This is a genomic window from Planktothrix sp. PLAVEN19ND (genome assembly GCF_057220675.1).
This window is the reverse complement of sequence record NZ_CM170132.1, coordinates 3,021,170-3,035,875: the sequence shown is the minus strand read 5'-3', so window position 1 is coordinate 3,035,875 and position 14,706 is coordinate 3,021,170. Positions and strand designations below refer to the sequence as shown.

Annotated in this window: 14 protein-coding genes and 1 other RNA gene; 6 read left to right on the top strand and 9 right to left on the bottom strand. The window is 40.1% G+C overall.

Annotation, left to right across the window (positions count from 1 at the left end):
- Positions 1-140: 140 nt before the first annotated feature.
- Positions 141-1,361: an HhoA/HhoB/HtrA family serine endopeptidase gene (locus tag AC2D3N_RS13370; protein WP_484693759.1), complete on the bottom strand. Its 1,221-nt coding sequence runs from the start codon at positions 1,359-1,361 to the stop codon at positions 141-143.
- 234 nt (positions 1,362-1,595) lie between these two features.
- Positions 1,596-2,030, bottom strand: a complete 435-nt coding sequence (locus AC2D3N_RS13365) for an Hsp20/alpha crystallin family protein (protein ID WP_484691127.1) — start codon at positions 2,028-2,030, stop codon at positions 1,596-1,598.
- 344 nt (positions 2,031-2,374) lie between these two features.
- Between AC2D3N_RS13365 and AC2D3N_RS13360 the strand changes: the two genes are divergently transcribed.
- Positions 2,375-4,237, top strand: a complete 1,863-nt coding sequence (locus tag AC2D3N_RS13360; RefSeq protein WP_484691126.1) for a chloride channel protein — start codon at positions 2,375-2,377, stop codon at positions 4,235-4,237.
- Positions 4,238-4,287: 50 nt separating this feature from the next.
- On the opposite strand, the gene serS is transcribed toward AC2D3N_RS13360, so the two are convergent.
- The 3 genes from serS to AC2D3N_RS13345 form a co-directional block, all read right to left on the bottom strand.
- Positions 4,288-5,565 (bottom strand): serine--tRNA ligase, encoded by a 1,278-nt coding sequence (serS, locus tag AC2D3N_RS13355; RefSeq protein WP_484691125.1) that lies wholly within the window; start codon positions 5,563-5,565, stop codon positions 4,288-4,290.
- A 109-nt stretch (positions 5,566-5,674) separates the two neighbouring features.
- Positions 5,675-7,039 (bottom strand): WD40 repeat domain-containing protein, encoded by a 1,365-nt coding sequence (locus tag AC2D3N_RS13350; RefSeq protein ID WP_484691124.1) that lies wholly within the window; start codon positions 7,037-7,039, stop codon positions 5,675-5,677.
- Positions 7,040-7,090: 51 nt separating this feature from the next.
- Complete coding sequence (locus AC2D3N_RS13345; RefSeq protein ID WP_079681178.1) at positions 7,091-7,624, bottom strand: ferric reductase-like transmembrane domain-containing protein; 534 nt, start codon at positions 7,622-7,624, stop codon at positions 7,091-7,093.
- A gap of 145 nt (positions 7,625-7,769) precedes the next feature.
- On the opposite strand from AC2D3N_RS13345, the gene AC2D3N_RS13340 reads away from it, so the two are divergent.
- The 3 genes from AC2D3N_RS13340 (at position 7,770) to AC2D3N_RS13330 (ending at position 10,675) form a co-directional block, all read left to right on the top strand.
- Positions 7,770-8,453 (top strand): response regulator transcription factor, encoded by a 684-nt coding sequence (locus tag AC2D3N_RS13340; RefSeq protein ID WP_484691123.1) that lies wholly within the window; start codon positions 7,770-7,772, stop codon positions 8,451-8,453.
- Positions 8,450-9,979: a sensor histidine kinase gene (locus tag AC2D3N_RS13335; RefSeq protein WP_079681176.1), complete on the top strand. Its 1,530-nt coding sequence runs from the start codon at positions 8,450-8,452 to the stop codon at positions 9,977-9,979. The genes AC2D3N_RS13340 and AC2D3N_RS13335 overlap by 4 nt, the downstream gene beginning before the upstream one ends.
- 213 nt (positions 9,980-10,192) lie before the next feature.
- Positions 10,193-10,675, top strand: a complete 483-nt coding sequence (locus tag AC2D3N_RS13330; protein WP_484691122.1) for a thiol-disulfide oxidoreductase DCC family protein — start codon at positions 10,193-10,195, stop codon at positions 10,673-10,675.
- Between the two features lie 419 nt (positions 10,676-11,094).
- Here the strand turns inward: AC2D3N_RS13330 and ssrA are convergent.
- Positions 11,095-11,485: a transfer-messenger RNA gene (gene ssrA, locus AC2D3N_RS13325) on the bottom strand.
- Positions 11,486-11,710: 225 nt separating this feature from the next.
- Between ssrA and AC2D3N_RS13320 the strand changes: the two genes are divergently transcribed.
- Both AC2D3N_RS13320 and AC2D3N_RS13315 read left to right on the top strand, forming a co-directional pair.
- Complete coding sequence (locus AC2D3N_RS13320; RefSeq protein ID WP_484691121.1) at positions 11,711-11,866, top strand: hypothetical protein; 156 nt, start codon at positions 11,711-11,713, stop codon at positions 11,864-11,866.
- Positions 11,863-12,207 carry a DUF6884 domain-containing protein gene (locus tag AC2D3N_RS13315; RefSeq protein ID WP_079681174.1) on the top strand — a complete coding sequence of 115 codons (345 nt, stop codon included), beginning with the start codon at positions 11,863-11,865 and terminating at the stop codon, positions 12,205-12,207. Before AC2D3N_RS13320 ends, AC2D3N_RS13315 begins: the two co-directional genes overlap by 4 nt.
- A gap of 202 nt (positions 12,208-12,409) precedes the next feature.
- On the opposite strand, the gene AC2D3N_RS13310 is transcribed toward AC2D3N_RS13315, so the two are convergent.
- The 3 genes from AC2D3N_RS13310 to AC2D3N_RS13300 form a co-directional block, all read right to left on the bottom strand.
- Positions 12,410-12,823 (bottom strand): AbrB family transcriptional regulator, encoded by a 414-nt coding sequence (locus tag AC2D3N_RS13310; RefSeq protein WP_079681173.1) that lies wholly within the window; start codon positions 12,821-12,823, stop codon positions 12,410-12,412.
- Between the two features lie 130 nt (positions 12,824-12,953).
- Positions 12,954-13,760, bottom strand: a complete 807-nt coding sequence (locus tag AC2D3N_RS13305; RefSeq protein WP_484691120.1) for a radical SAM protein — start codon at positions 13,758-13,760, stop codon at positions 12,954-12,956.
- Between the two features lie 40 nt (positions 13,761-13,800).
- A complete protein-coding gene (locus tag AC2D3N_RS13300; RefSeq protein WP_484691119.1) occupies positions 13,801-14,691 on the bottom strand; it encodes a CPBP family intramembrane glutamic endopeptidase in 891 nt (296 codons plus the stop codon).
- Between the last annotated feature and the right edge of the window lie 15 nt (positions 14,692-14,706).

Sequence of the window (14,706 nt, the reverse complement as noted above, 5' to 3'; positions counted from 1 at the left end):
ATTCCATAAATTGATTATAATAGGAACACCGAGTTTGCTCCTCAAAAAAATATTTAAAATTTTTCTCCTGACAAATGCACCCTTCCTTCAACTTTATTCAGAAAGAGTGCATTTTTTTTGTTAGAGAAAAGCCACAATCATTAACGCAAGGCCGCTTCATCTAGTTGACCTGGACGGACAGAAATTTGTTCGGTTTTTTGTCCGCGATGGAGAGTAATTTTCAGAGGTTGACCAATTTTGCTTTTTTCCACCAAACGCTGCAATTGGTCGGCGCTAATAATAGCTTGTCCATCAATTTCTGTGATCACATCTCCTCGACGTAAACCCGCATTAGCCGCCGGACTATTCGGCATAATTTGTACCACTAATACCCCATTAAATTCAGGAATTAACATTAAGGAATTAGGGTCATTATTCAGTTGTTTTGCCATATCCGCCGTTAAGGTTGCCATACGAATCCCGATATAGGGATGGGCAATTTTTTCCCCTCGAACTAAAGCACCTTCAATGGCTTTAGCCGCATCAATCGGAATAGCAAAACCAATCCCTTGACCATCGGCCCGAATCGCAGTATTAATCCCAATGACTTCTCCTCTATCATTTAATAAGGGCCCCCCAGAATTCCCGGGATTAATGGCGGCATCGGTTTGAATAAAATCTAATCGTTTATCAGGAATTCCCACCTGAGAACTAGGACGATTTAAGGTACTGACAATTCCCAGAGTCACAGTATTATCTAATCCTAACGGATTTCCCACAGCAATCGCCCAATCTCCGACTTGAACTTGACTGGAATTTCCTAAAGGAGCAACGGGTAAATTATTACCATTAATTTTAATAACGGCTAAATCTGAAGGGTCATCGCTACCACGAACTTCTCCTTGAAATTGACGACCATCTTTGAGGGTAACGGTGACTTTATCGGCTCCTTTAATAACGTGGGAATTGGTTAAAATAATCCCACTACTATCAATAATAAATCCCGAACCTTGTCCCCGTTGTTGATATTCTTGGGGAGTTTGGGGCATTCCTTCCCCAAAGAAACGGCGGAAAAAAGGATCATCAAAAAAAGGATCGGAAATATTGCCAGAAACCGTCCGTTCCGTATCAATTCTCACCACGGCTGGCCCGACTCGATTCACGGCTGCGGAGACAAAGTTTCGGGCGGAATTAGAGTTAGGAATAGCGGCAACCTTTGGGGGTTGACTCGGAGTTGAAATCGGTTCGGCTTGGGCAGAAGTGATCAAAAAATTGGGGAAAATCTGTAGACTGATTAAGGTTAAACCCACACTCAAAACCGCAACCAAAAGATAACGAATAATGGAATTAATAGTAATAGTTTTGGGTAGTATTTTCTCCATGGCTTTATCTTCAATGACCTCATTTTCAGCATTAGGCTGAGATTCTGATTCGTTAATACTCAAAGCAACTATCCTCAATTTTAACAAAAAATTCATAAGAAGAAAAGCGGAAATATTGTCATAAATCCGCTTTCCTCTTTTCTATTATAGTCGAATTTTAGAGAAATTTCGACCTGGATTAACAATATCTTTATTTAACCTTCCCTAATAAAAGGTCGGTTTAATTGCTAATCCCTAACCCAAGGTTATTTTAACGACTTTGTTTTTTTCTTCTTCTGCTTTCGGTAAGGTTAGGCTCAGAATTCCGTCCTTATAGTCAGCCTGAACTTGGGTATTTTGAATCCGAGTCGGAAGGGGAATTATCCGGCGGAATTTTCCATAACGGAATTCACTACGACTAACGCCTTTTTCTTCCGTATGGTTGGTTGATTTGCGTTCTCCCGTAATTGCCACCCCATCAAGACTGACTTGGACATCTAAATCCTCTGGATTTACCCCTGGAACTTCTAGTTTCAGGATAATCGCTTCGGGGGTTTCTTCGAGTTCAGCCGGAGGAAAGAGGGACATCCCGGCTTTTTCCGAAGGCAGGGCCAAACTATCAAACAAACGATTCATTTCTCGTTGCAGAGAATCAATTTCTTGGAAGGGTTGCCAACGTACTAACTGCATAATCTTTACCTCCATTGACAAATTATTTGATACAATGTTGACATAGGCTTGAATACAGCCTTGATGATTCTAAGGATAGTAAATCGGCCGCCGGAATGAATTCGGTTTTAACGAATAAAAAACGGGAAATAGCCGTACTTCAGAGAAAGATTAGAAACTCCAGATGGGTAATCAGCAGTAGGCGGGATACAGTGGTGTATTTTTTCTATGTATAGTCTGGGGAATCTAATCGATAAACCTCAAGTATCTGTTCTTTATCAATGAGTACGTTATTTAAGTTTTAATACTCCCAAAGGTTAGAACTTGTTTTAAATTTTATAAAGATTATTCGTGAATTAATCCTAATGACAACAACTCTGCCCAACAATGGGGGCATTCTGCCGCAGCAACCTGAACTTGTCTCCATTTCTGACCGCCTAACCAGCTTATTAAACCGTTTACAACCGCCCCCGCAAGTCCTAATTTTAATCTTTGCCCTTTTAATTGGCGGGGGGACGGGATTGGTCATGGTCATGTTTCACGGATTAGTGGAACTTCTACAACGGTTAACCCTAGAAGATTTTATGGGATTAATGATGCCCTTTGGTCTGTGGACATTGGCATTAATTCCACCGATTGGGGGTCTAATTGTTGGGTTAATTCGCTATCGTTATCAGGAATTTTTTGGCGAGGGGATTTCTTCTTTAATTAATACTCAAAGAATCCAAATTATTTCTCCTTTCCGACCCTTTATTAAACTGTTAGCCGCTGCCATTTCTTTAGGTACGGGTGCTTCTTTGGGCCCCGAGGGGCCGAGTGTGGAAATTGGGGCAAATTTAGGAGCAATTTTAGGGCAAAATTTTCAAGTTTCTAAGGAGCGCTATCGACTTTTATTAGGCGCCGGAGCCGCCGCCGGATTAGCCGCCGGGTTTAATGCTCCTATTGCTGGGGTTTTCTTTGCTTTGGAAGTAATTTTAGGCTCAAGTTTTGCGGCTTCGGGGGTGGGTTTAGTTCTCTTATCCTCGGTGGTTTCTTCTGTCGTTGCTCGAATTGTTTTTGGTGACCATCCGGCTTTTTCTCCCCCGGTTTATGAAGTTCGCAGCAATTGGGAATTATTACTTTATTTAGGATTAGGCTGTTTAGCCAGTTTTGTTTCCTTAGCCTATACCCAAGCCATTAAATTTTCACAACGTTGTTTTCGCGGAGAAGTTCCGGCTTTCTTCTGTTTAACTAAAATTCCTCGCACCTTACACCCAATGTTGGGGGGATTATTTGTCGGAATTATTGCGATTCAATTTCCCCATATTCTCGGCCCAGGTTATGGCACTATTCAAGCGCTATTACAAGAGGGGAAATTTTCCTTAGATTTATTAATGATTTTATTGGTGCTGAAAATTCTTGCCACTTCGGTTAGTTTGGGCAGTGGATTAGTGGGGGGAATTTTTGCTCCGGCGATGTTTATTGGGGCAACATTGGGAGCAACCTATGGGCAAGCCGCCGGGGGATTATTACACCCATTTCTACCTAATATTGCGCCCCCGGCTGCCTATGCCATGGTGGGAATGGCGGCGGTATTAGCGTCCAGTGTGCGAGCGCCTTTAACCGCGATTTTATTATTATTTGAAATGACTCAAAATTATCTGATTATTTTACCGTTAATGGCGGCGGTGGGGGTGAGTGTTTTAATTGTGGATGTGGTGCAATCTAATCAATCGGATTCGGGATTAAATTTACAACAAATGGGGGTTTATTTAGAACGACCCAATGAGTTAGAAATCTTACAAACCATTCGGATTTCTGAGGTGATGGGTCAATCCTATTTAACCCTTCCCTGTTCCATGCCAATTTTAGAGGCGGGTGCGGTGATGGTACAACTGAATTGTCATACGGCTTTAATCTTAGATGAAACCTCTCAATTAGCTGGATTAATCACGGTTACAGATATCCGTCGTTCAATTTTTCAAGCCACAAACCCCGATTCTTCTTTAGCATTAGGACAGCAAATATTAAAGGAAATTTGCACTACAGAAATCCTCTGTGCCTATGAAGATGAACCCGTTCAGGTCGCCTTAGAACGGATGGCCGCCAGAGATTTGCCCCAGTTACCCGTTGTTACCCGGGAACATCCGCGTCAAGTGGTTGGGATTATTGAAAAAGAACATATTGCTTTAGCTTGTAATATTGCTGTTACTAAAGATGCCTTACAACCCTATCTACCCAACTCGTAGTTACCCCTTTAGGGGTGAGAGATAGAGAGCCCGGTCGGGCTCACTACGAATTAGAGGATTTCCCGTCTTAAATAGGGTTGTAAAACTTCAGGAATACGGATAGTTTCATCGGGTTGTTGATAATTTTCTAAAATTGCGGCCATGGTTCGACCCACGGCTAACCCGGAACCATTTAAAGCATGAATATATTGTGTACCTTTCTTGCCCGCTTCCTTAAAGCGAATATTGGCGCGTCTAGCTTGAAAATCCCTAACATTGGAACAGCTAGAAATCTCTCGATAGGTTCCGGCTGAAGGCAACCACACCTCAATATCATAACATTTTGCCGCCGAAAATCCTAAATCCCCCGTACATAATTCTATCACCCGATAAGGTAATTTTAAAGCCTGTAAAACCCCTTCGGCATCCTGCACTAATTTCTCATGTTCTGCTTCTGAACTATCAGGATGAACCAGTTTTACCATTTCCACTTTATTAAATTGATGTAACCGAATTAACCCCCTAGTATCCCGACCATAACTTCCCGCTTCTCGACGAAAACAAGGAGTATAAGAACAGTGATAAATCGGTAATTGTTCCGCTTCTAAAATCTCATCTCGATACAAATTCATCACCGATACTTCCGATGTCGGAATTAACCATAAATCATCGGGTTCACATTTGAAACTTTCCTCCGCAAATTTCGGCAATTGTCCCGTTGCCGTTAAGGATGTACTATTAACTAATAAGGGCGGTATTACCTCAACATAACCATTATTTGTATGACGGTCTAACATAAACTGAATTAACGCCCTTTCTAAAGCAGCACCCGCACCTTTTAAAGCTACAAATCGCGCTTGGGCAACTTTAACCGCCTGTTTAAATTCTAATATATTCATTTTTTCCCCAATATCCGCATGATGTAAAATATTAGGATTTGTAGGAATATATTCATCTCCCCAGCGTCTAATTTCTACATTCTCCCGTTCATCTTTTCCAATAGGAGTTGATTCACTAGGTAAATTCGGAATTGGTAATAATAATTGCGTGATTTGAGCATCAATTTCTTTCTCTTTTGGTTCCAATTCACTCAACTTAATTTTAAGTTGTTGACCTTCTTCTCTTAATGCCTTAACTTCTTCTCCTTTGGGGTCACATCCTGACTTAATTTTATCCCCCACTAATTTACCAATATCGTTACTTCGGGTTTGTAATACCACTCGTTCTTGTTCCAGTTGGCGACGTTGTTCATCTAAGGTTAAAATAGGTTGCAAATCATACTCGCCTCGTAAATTTAGGCGTGCTTGCACGGCGGCTGAATTTTCCCGAATTAATTTGATATCTAACACGGCTTTCCTTTCAATACTACTTGATTTTTGATTATTGGTTCATTTTCATAGTTTACTGCATTCAGGGAACATCCAACAAAAGAAAACCGAAAAGTTATGGATTTAGACACTATCTCCACCCATCCCAAGGACTAACTTCAAGTATTCCATCGGCAGATAACACCACTTGAAATTGAGCCACATATTGAGATTGAGATTGAGTATCCGCTTGGAAAATAGGGGCGGTTTTTTGCATCTCCGCAACTGCGGCTGAGTTAAAGGGTTGATACTTGATAATTTTTCCTTGTTCGTTTAAAGTTACTCGATAAATTAATGAATCACTAATCTTTAAATTCGATTGCCAACGTTGATCAATTATAGCATAAAGTTGTTGATTTAAGTATTTAATTGATTCTGACTTTGTGATTATTACAGGTGGTTTTTTAATTTGAGCTTGGGAAGCGGCGTAAATTGGATTTTCCGTGGTCTTAATTGACCAAAATTTAATAGTTTCATCTCCGCTTGCACTTGCTAAAACCGTACCTTTAGGATTAAATACCAATGACCAAACTGGATTTTTATGCTCCGATAAAGTGTGTAACAATTCTCCCGTATTCGGATTCCATAAATTAATCGTTTTATCATAACTCCCACTCGCTAAGATATCCCCTTTAGGATTAAAAACAACAGACAAAACGGCGGCGGAATGATGATTTAATGTTTTTAAAACTTTCCCGGTTTTAAACTGCCATAATTTCACAGTATGGTCAGCACTTCCACTGGCTAACATCTGACTATCGGGACTAAAAGCTAAGGATTGAACCGCCCCAGAATGCTGCATTAAAATATAGTTTCCCTCATCCATTAAAGACCAAATTGTAATATTGCCATTTTCGCTTCCTGCTGCTAAAGTATGACTATCGAGACTAAAAGCAAGAGATTTAACCCAATCTTGATTTTTTAGAGTTTTAATCAGTTTACCATTAGACAAATTCCACAGACAAATTGTTTTATCTATCCCCCCAGATGCCAGTAATTTTCCATCGGGACTAATAGCAATTGTTTTAATATCATCGGTATGACCTTTAAGGGTATTAATTAGTTGACCTGTTTTCAGATTCCAGAGTTTGATTTCATTATCCCAACTCGCACTAATAACTAAATTTCCATCGGGACTAATGGCTAAAGATTCAATCGCATCAACGTGAGCATTTAAGGTTTTTTGTAATTGACCTGTTTTGGTATCCCAAATTTTCATTAAACCGCCATAACCGCCACTCACCAAGGTTTTACCATTAGGAGTAATTGCGATCGCATAAATCCATCCTGAATCATCTCTTAAGGTTTGCATAGAGGTCAACGACAAACCAGATTTTAGATGGGATGATGTTGAGTTGGATGCCGATAACTTTGGACTCAAATAAACACCTGTAATCATTACGGTTGCAACCCATAAAACCGTTGAAATTTTCCAGTTAATTTGTTTAAAGAACATAGAATCTGACTCCATTAATATTATAGACTAAAGAAATCCTGCTGATGATAATTACTGAGCAGCCCGTTTTTTCGTTTGATGCTGAACAATCCATTGACGATGGAGAAATAAAATAATAATAATTAACATTGCTACTATTCCAATTGGAGTTAAATATGTCCAATGATGAGCCATAATTGCCCAAATATGCCAAGTCAATAAAAACATTGCTAAATAGGTTAACTGTTGTAATTTCTTCCAATTCTTCTTGAGTTTTTTCATACTCCAATTATTAGAAGTAATCGCCAATAAGGTAAAAATGGTCAACGTTGAAACACCTTGAAAATAGAACCAATAGGTTTTAATATCCAACAAATCAAAATTTCTTTGTTTAAAATAAATATAAGCATGACCGACAGCCAAACAAAAGGATAAAAGACCAATCCAACGCCGATATTTTAATAACCATTTAGGAATCCCGCTTTTTGTTGTCGCTGGAAAAACAATTTTTAAAGTTGTCGGAAGTAACGTTAGAATATAAGCCCCCACGGCTAAAAATCCCAAGAAAGCCGCAAAGGAAACCGGATTAAATTCAAGTAGTTGCATGGCTTAATTCCCTAATTCTTGATATTTCTATTAAGCCAAACTATAATTACCGTTTTCCGCTCCCCTAGATTACAAATTTGTAATATTATAGAACCATTAATCGAACTATTATTAAGTAAACTCTCATCAAATTCTCATTAAAATTATGAATGTTCTGTTGATTGAAGATCAACCCAAAATCGCCAACTTTGTACAAATGGGTCTGAAAGAACAAGGATTTGTGGTAAACTATTGCGATAACGGCGATGATGGGTATGTACAAGCGATGAACAACGACTATGATGTGATTGTTCTCGATATTATGATTCCCGGAAAAGACGGATTAGCTATTCTCAAAAGTCTCCGCAAAGCTGGACGCAATATTCCCGTGATTTTACTCACCGCCCGTAATGAATTAGAAGACCGACTCGAAGGACTTAATTTAGGTGCAGATGACTATATTTCTAAACCTTTTTTTGTCGAAGAATTAATCGCTCGCATCCATGCTGTCGTCCGTCGGAATATCGGTGAACGCCAAAATATTATTGCTTATGGGCTGCTAAAATTAGATAGAATTAGCCGAGAAGTTACCTGTAATCAACAAATTGTTGAACTCACAACCCGGGAATTTAACTTGTTAGAATATTTGATGCGATCGCCCGGACGAGTATTAACCCGCACCCAAATATTAGAACACATTTGGGGGTATGATTTCAACCCAAATACAAATGTTGTAGATGTCTGTATTCAACGGATTAGAAAAAAGATTGATGGTATCGGTGGAAATGATTGTATTGAAAGTGTGCGCGGTGTTGGTTATCGCTTTCGTAAACCGGAGTCACAATCATGAAACGTCACTCTTTTCGAGTCCGTATTGCTCTATTATCAGCAACCCTGACCGGAGCTTCTTTAATCGCTTTTAGTTTGGTATTTTGGTGGATGATTTATAATGCTTATTCCGGCCGTTTAGACGCAGAACTCAAAAATAAATTATTAGAAACCGACCACCTACAAGAGCAACCCTCATTACAAGTTTATGAAACTCAATTAACCCGTGATTTTAAGGATAACCCAATCAGAATTTGGGTACTTGATAGAGAGGGTTATACCCGATATCAGTCAACCAATTGGTCAGACCTCAATCTCCAGGTTTCTGATTTTCTCCCATTCTCCTTACCTCCTCGCCATGATTTGGAGATTCCCCATCAGAGGGACTTTCCCCATGATTTAGATATTCCCCATCAGTCGAATTTTCCGCGTGATTTAGATATTCCCCATCAGTCAGATTTTCTTGATCATTTGGATATTCCTCGTCCTCCCCGCAACCGTTTACCTCCTCCCCCTCCTGAACTCAAAATCATCACCCGACGCTCTCCTAATGGGTTGTGGCGTGTGGGTTTAGTCACCTTTCCCCATCAAAAAGTGGCGATCGCTGTTAATTTGAGTATTATTGATCAGGAAATGACCTCGGTTCGCAATGGTTTTTTAGTATCAATTCCTATTTTATTATTACTGATTGCTGGAGGATCGTGGGCTTTATCGGGTAGTGCATTACGTCCGATTCAAGAATTAACAAAAAGTATCCAACAAGTCACAGTCCAAGGACTAGATCAGCGTGTTCCCATCAGCACAACGGATATGGAATTTGTCGAATTAATTAAAGTCTTTAATCAAATGTTAGAACGCTTAGAACGCAGCTTCAAACAAGCATCTCGCTTCAGTGGCGACGCCGCCCATGAACTCAAAACTCCCTTAGCAATTCTTCAAGGAGAATTAGAACAAATGTTACAAAAAGCCGAAACAGAATCATCCACACAGCAAGCCTTAAGTCATCTCCTCGATGAAGTTAGACGTTTAGGAGGAACCACCCGAAAACTATTATTATTATCCTTAGCAGATGCTGGACAAATGCGGATATATCAAACCAAGGTTAATTTATATCCCGTGTTATTAGACATGATGGAAGATATAGAATTATTAGACCCAGATTTAACCATTAAAACTGAAATTGATCCCGAATTAATTGTCTTAGGAGACCAGGATTTATTAACCCAGGTTATCCAAAATTTAATTAGTAATGCTATTAAATATAATCTGCCTGAAGGTTGGATCAAAATCAAAAGCTATCAACGGGGAAAGAAGGTGATAATTAATGTTAGTAATGCCTCTAAAGATATTCATATTAAAGATCGAGATCGTTTATTTGATCGCTTTTATCGCGGCGATCCGGCTCGAACTCGCCAAATAGAGGGAATCGGATTAGGATTAAGTTTAGCAAGGGAAATCGCCCGCGCCCATCAAGGAGATCTAACCTTAGATCCCCCTCAATTGGGTCAAACTGCTTTCACCTTTACCCTTCCTAAAGCTGGAGATTAATTATCATATTCACGGCCAAGTTTAGAGGGGCGGGTTTAGTTAAATCTGGGGCGAGTCTTATCGATCTTTGCGAATCCGCGCCTACAGGATTAATTATAATATTCAGGGGCGGGTTTAGTTAAATCTGGGACAAGTCTTATAGATCTTTGCGAACCCGCCCCGACAGGAATTATGCCATTATTATCTTATACTCAAAAATTGTAATTATTTTTTATGAATCAAATCTTACCAACGGTTAACCCATCCCCCATAACGTCAACCCCCTGGAAAATTAAACTGCTTTATGATGGTGAATGTCCCCTATGTCTGCGAGAGGTGAATTTTTTACAAAAACAGGACGCGGGACGGGAATTAATTGCTTTTGTTGATATTAGCGATCTAAATTATAACCCCGAAGATCATGGCAATATCTCCTTTGAAGCCGCCATGGGACGAATTCACGCCTTACTTCCCGACGGGACAATTCTGCAAAATGTAGAGGTGTTTTATCGAGTTTACCAAGTGATCGGACTGGGTTGGATTTATGCCCCCACTCGCTGGCCATTAATCGGGCCAATCATCAATGCCGTCTATGAAATTTGGGCTGATTGGCGTTTGGCCCTAACCGGACGTCCCAATTTAGCCACCTTAATCCAACAGCGTCAGCAGGCTTTAATCTCCCAAACCCTTGCAGGATGCCGTTGTCAGCCTAAATGATCAAAAAAATAAGGGGTTTTAGCAATAGGGGGTGACACCCATCATTTTATGTGTTATAGTTCAATTATTAAGTAGATGCACCCTGAATTTATCTCCCACAGTCTGAACTGATAGGGAGATTTTTATTTAGTTTTCAATTCCTATGCTGTCTTTCAACCTTAAGAAGGGACTCTCGAATCGACCCATCCTCCAATATTGTCTTTTGGTGATCACTGCCTGTATAATCTCTGTCACTCTCACAAAATTACCCGACTGGATTAATTCCCATTCCCCCACACCCGAAAAGGAAATTTTGGTGCGTCATTTCCTTTCCCATAGCTCGGAAATCGCGAGTTACTACCAACAAACTACCCCGTCAGTTTCTAGCCAAAACCAAAAACCACCTAGGAATTTTCCTAAGTGGTTTTAAGAGTATAGGGGAATGGAGCATATGGGAATCGAACCCATGTCCAGAACAAGTATTTACTCCTCGCTCATTCACAGACTTAGCCTTTCTAATCCTCAAGGCGGGAACCCCTCATTATCCCGAAGGGTGGGATGCAATGGTTAAATCTTAGCTAACTTTTCAACCAAAGAAACTAAGTTAGAGCATCCGTTGGGGGTTTGTCTATTGTCTTTAACGGAGTCAAACAGTAGACGCTCGAACCTACTAGAGGTGTTTAGGCAGCAACAGCGGCTGATTTACGAGCAAAAGGAACGATGTTGTTCGCAGTTACGTTTTTGTTTGAGTCTTGATTTACGAGAGTTGACTCACTCTCGGCCTGCATCACTTGGTAGCTTTCCTTGCCCTGTCGAAACCAGTAATGCCCCTTACATATTCACCATCATACACAATATTTTGGCGATCGTCAAGTTTTCTCCTCTCGTCCCTTAAGAGACTCGGTTTCTGGATCTATGCTAGGATAGGTTAAAAGTTTTAATTTCAAGAAGATTTAACTATGATTTTAGCTATCAATAAATAAAGATGTAATTTTAGAGAACATCGAAACTCTAACAGTACAACAACAGGAAGCAGTTTTAGAATTTATTGAATTTTTGCGATATAAAGCGCAAAAGCAGGAGGAACAGGTAGAGGAAAAACAACCAATTTCTGCTTATGAAGCAGCGAAACAGTGGGCGGGATGTGTAGACTTTGGCCCTGGTGATTTAGGGACAAATAAAGAATATTTAAAAGGTATGGGTAAAAAATGAAAAGAAACATATTACTAGATACAGGGGTGTTAGTGACATTTATTAATAAAAGAGAAAAACTACATCTCTGGACAAATGAACAATGGAAAAAGATTGAACCGCCTTTATATTCACAACCAGAATTTCTACCAGCAATTGAACGTTACAATGGCGTGGCTTTTCGAGTTGTACGAAAGTTTTTACAGGAACAAACAACTGATTATTTAGATATTTTTATTTTATCTGCTAAGTTTGGACTGATACCTGCTTATCAGTTGATCCCTAATTATGATCAGAAGATGGATCGGGTGCGATCGCAAGAATTAAAACCTTTAGTGAATGTAAAATTTAATGAACTTTGATAATTTAGGTCAAGAATATGCAATTAATTTTGTTTAGGAACTTATCAACAAATCCAGCTGATGTTCCAATAATTTTGAACAGTCTGATTTAAAATTTTTATCGGGAAGGTTAGCTTCTAAACTTGAAAATACAGTAGCTTGTGGATGCGGGTTCTTAAAATTAAACCAGCCAACCTTAACCCATTAAATCAGATTCAAGAAATTAGTCTTTATCAATGATATCTTCTTCAGATTTCTCGCCCACTTGAATCAGATGAATATGTTTTGAACCTAAGCGAATTTCAAACTGATCTCCCGCTTCTAATCCCATAGATTCGGTATAATTCGCACCAATAACCAGAGAACCGTTTTTATGAACGCAAGCTCGATAACTGGCTTCTCTGCCCCGTCCATCTTTGCTCGCGCCAGGATCTAAAGCAATACCCTTAGCCGCCAATAAAGCATCGTAAAACTCTGTCATATTGGCGCGGGTTTGGTTATCTTTTGTTTGGGTAGAATACCCGCACAATCTCGCCGTTTCCCGTCGTGGTAAGTTCCCCAAGGCCTTAACTTTCTGTAACAAGGCTTTACCCGTTATCGGAACAGTCGAAGGTTTTTCTGTTGCTGTTTTTGACATAAATATTCTCCAGATATAACTGATTTTATCCTATCATATTTAACTGGTTGTTTTATATTAAAATAGGGAATAGGGAATCCATTCACTCTTACACCGATAACTGATAATGCGGATACTTGATAACTGTTTACTATACCGGAGGATAACGGACGGGAATACCTGTCTGATCTTGAATTTCTTGGGCAAAATTTTGTAAAACAGACGGACTAACGGATTTTAATTTTATGGTCTGATAAGGTAGCTTTTCTAGTGGGGCATGATTTCCCCGTCCAGCTAATTCATGTTTTAACGGTTTGGGACGGGTGGGAGTATTCAGTTGAATTTCTGTCGGTGCGATCGCTTTTACCCAACGGAGATATTCTTGGCGCTCTGATAATGACCAAGGAGATAAAAGCATGGTTTGTAGTCCCAATTCTCCAGGGAAAATTCGACTAAATTCTTGAATGTCATTGAGTAACTGGCTGAGATTAATTTCCATTACGGGTCGATTAACTCGTTGCAGTTGGGCAGTAGAAATTCCATCGAGTTTTATAGAGACGCGATCGGCTAAAGCTAATTGTTCTCGAACTTGCGGATCACATAAAGTTGTACCATTAGTTAAAACTAAAGTTGGGCGCTGAGTTAGGGTTTTAATTGTGATCAGAATTTCCCCTAAATTCGCCGCCAAAGTTGGTTCTCCACTCCCACTTAAAGTAATTACATCCACATCCCAGGGGGAAAATTCTGTTAATGCTTGTAAAATTCGATCCGTCGGTACATAAATTTGGCGTTGCTGGGTTTTCAGTTCAATTTCTCCCAGTTGACAATAAACACAGTTAAACGAACAGGTAGAAATTTCACCTATGGGATCAATTCCCAAGGATTTCCCATATCTCCATGAAGATACAGGGCCATAAACCGGGTTAAATTCTGAGGGGGAGGCTTTTGTAGTTGTCATGATTCTCCAATGTCATACAAAGCCAGAGGAATACAGATACTCAAATTAGACGGTAAACAATTCCCAATAGGCCAGCCACAAACAGCAACATCACAATTCCTAACAAACCCGCTAAGGGTTTACCTCCTAACCCTGTCACCCATTCTGGAACCTGCTCAGATGCGGTAACAGTCCCGAGGGTATCCATACTCGTAATTCCCCAAATCCAACCCGCGTGTAGTCCGATGGCTAAACCTAAAGAACCTCGATCACACAAACAAGCTAGGCTCAAAACCATTCCCATCAACCCCAGTCCGGGTAATTGGGGTAAGGTGTTGCGGACTTCCCAAAGTAGATGGCTGAAGGCAAAAATCAGGCTGGCGAGGGTAGCCGCCACAAACCAAGAATAATCTTGCTGTAATTGTTTTTGTAAAAATCCTCGAAATATTAACTCCTCCGTACTGCTAACCCAGAGAGCAATCAGCAAAATCGGCAGTAAAATAGATACTTTTTTCCCTAACTCAATCCACCTGTTTCTAGGGAGCAGATCGGGATTTAAGGTCGATGACTGTTCATCGGTTTGTTTCGAGTCTTGGGGTCGCCAATCACTCCAACCCAGAACAAATTGAAATCCAAACAAGAGGATCAAGCTGATAACAGCTAGACCAAAACCAATGGCAGTCGATTGAAAAAACTGCGATCGCCAACTTAAACCATAATCCCAGAAGGATTGACCCTGAATTTGGCTAATTTTCCACAAAACTATCGGGGCAATTCCATAAAGGGGCGCCAGCAACGCCAACTTTTGGGTTTCATTTAAGGGTTGAGGTGGACGCCAATTGAGAGCGATCGCACTGATAACAGCAATTGGCATCCATAAACCCATCCACACCCCAAAAAAAACCAGAATTTTAATCGGGGTTGGTGCATTTACCAGCCATGAAAACGTCATTTTAATGGCTCAGGG

Excerpts from the sequence above, each read along its gene's own strand:
- AC2D3N_RS13300 (WP_484691119.1), bottom strand. The coding sequence starts at position 14,691 with ATGACGTTTTCATGGCTGGTAAATGCACCAACCCCGATTAAAATTCTG.
- AC2D3N_RS13335 (WP_079681176.1), top strand. The coding sequence starts at position 8,450 with ATGAAACGTCACTCTTTTCGAGTCCGTATTGCTCTATTATCAGCAACC.
- AC2D3N_RS13360 (WP_484691126.1), top strand. The coding sequence starts at position 2,375 with ATGACAACAACTCTGCCCAACAATGGGGGCATTCTGCCGCAGCAACCT.
- AC2D3N_RS13315 (WP_079681174.1), top strand. The coding sequence starts at position 11,863 with ATGAAAAGAAACATATTACTAGATACAGGGGTGTTAGTGACATTTATT.
- AC2D3N_RS13370 (WP_484693759.1), bottom strand. The coding sequence starts at position 1,361 with ATGGAGAAAATACTACCCAAAACTATTACTATTAATTCCATTATTCGT.
- AC2D3N_RS13330 (WP_484691122.1), top strand. The coding sequence starts at position 10,193 with ATGAATCAAATCTTACCAACGGTTAACCCATCCCCCATAACGTCAACC.
- AC2D3N_RS13310 (WP_079681173.1), bottom strand. The coding sequence starts at position 12,823 with ATGTCAAAAACAGCAACAGAAAAACCTTCGACTGTTCCGATAACGGGT.
- AC2D3N_RS13350 (WP_484691124.1), bottom strand. The coding sequence starts at position 7,039 with ATGTTCTTTAAACAAATTAACTGGAAAATTTCAACGGTTTTATGGGTT.
- AC2D3N_RS13305 (WP_484691120.1), bottom strand. The coding sequence starts at position 13,760 with ATGACAACTACAAAAGCCTCCCCCTCAGAATTTAACCCGGTTTATGGC.
- AC2D3N_RS13345 (WP_079681178.1), bottom strand. The coding sequence starts at position 7,624 with ATGCAACTACTTGAATTTAATCCGGTTTCCTTTGCGGCTTTCTTGGGA.
- AC2D3N_RS13365 (WP_484691127.1), bottom strand. The coding sequence starts at position 2,030 with ATGCAGTTAGTACGTTGGCAACCCTTCCAAGAAATTGATTCTCTGCAA.
- AC2D3N_RS13340 (WP_484691123.1), top strand. The coding sequence starts at position 7,770 with ATGAATGTTCTGTTGATTGAAGATCAACCCAAAATCGCCAACTTTGTA.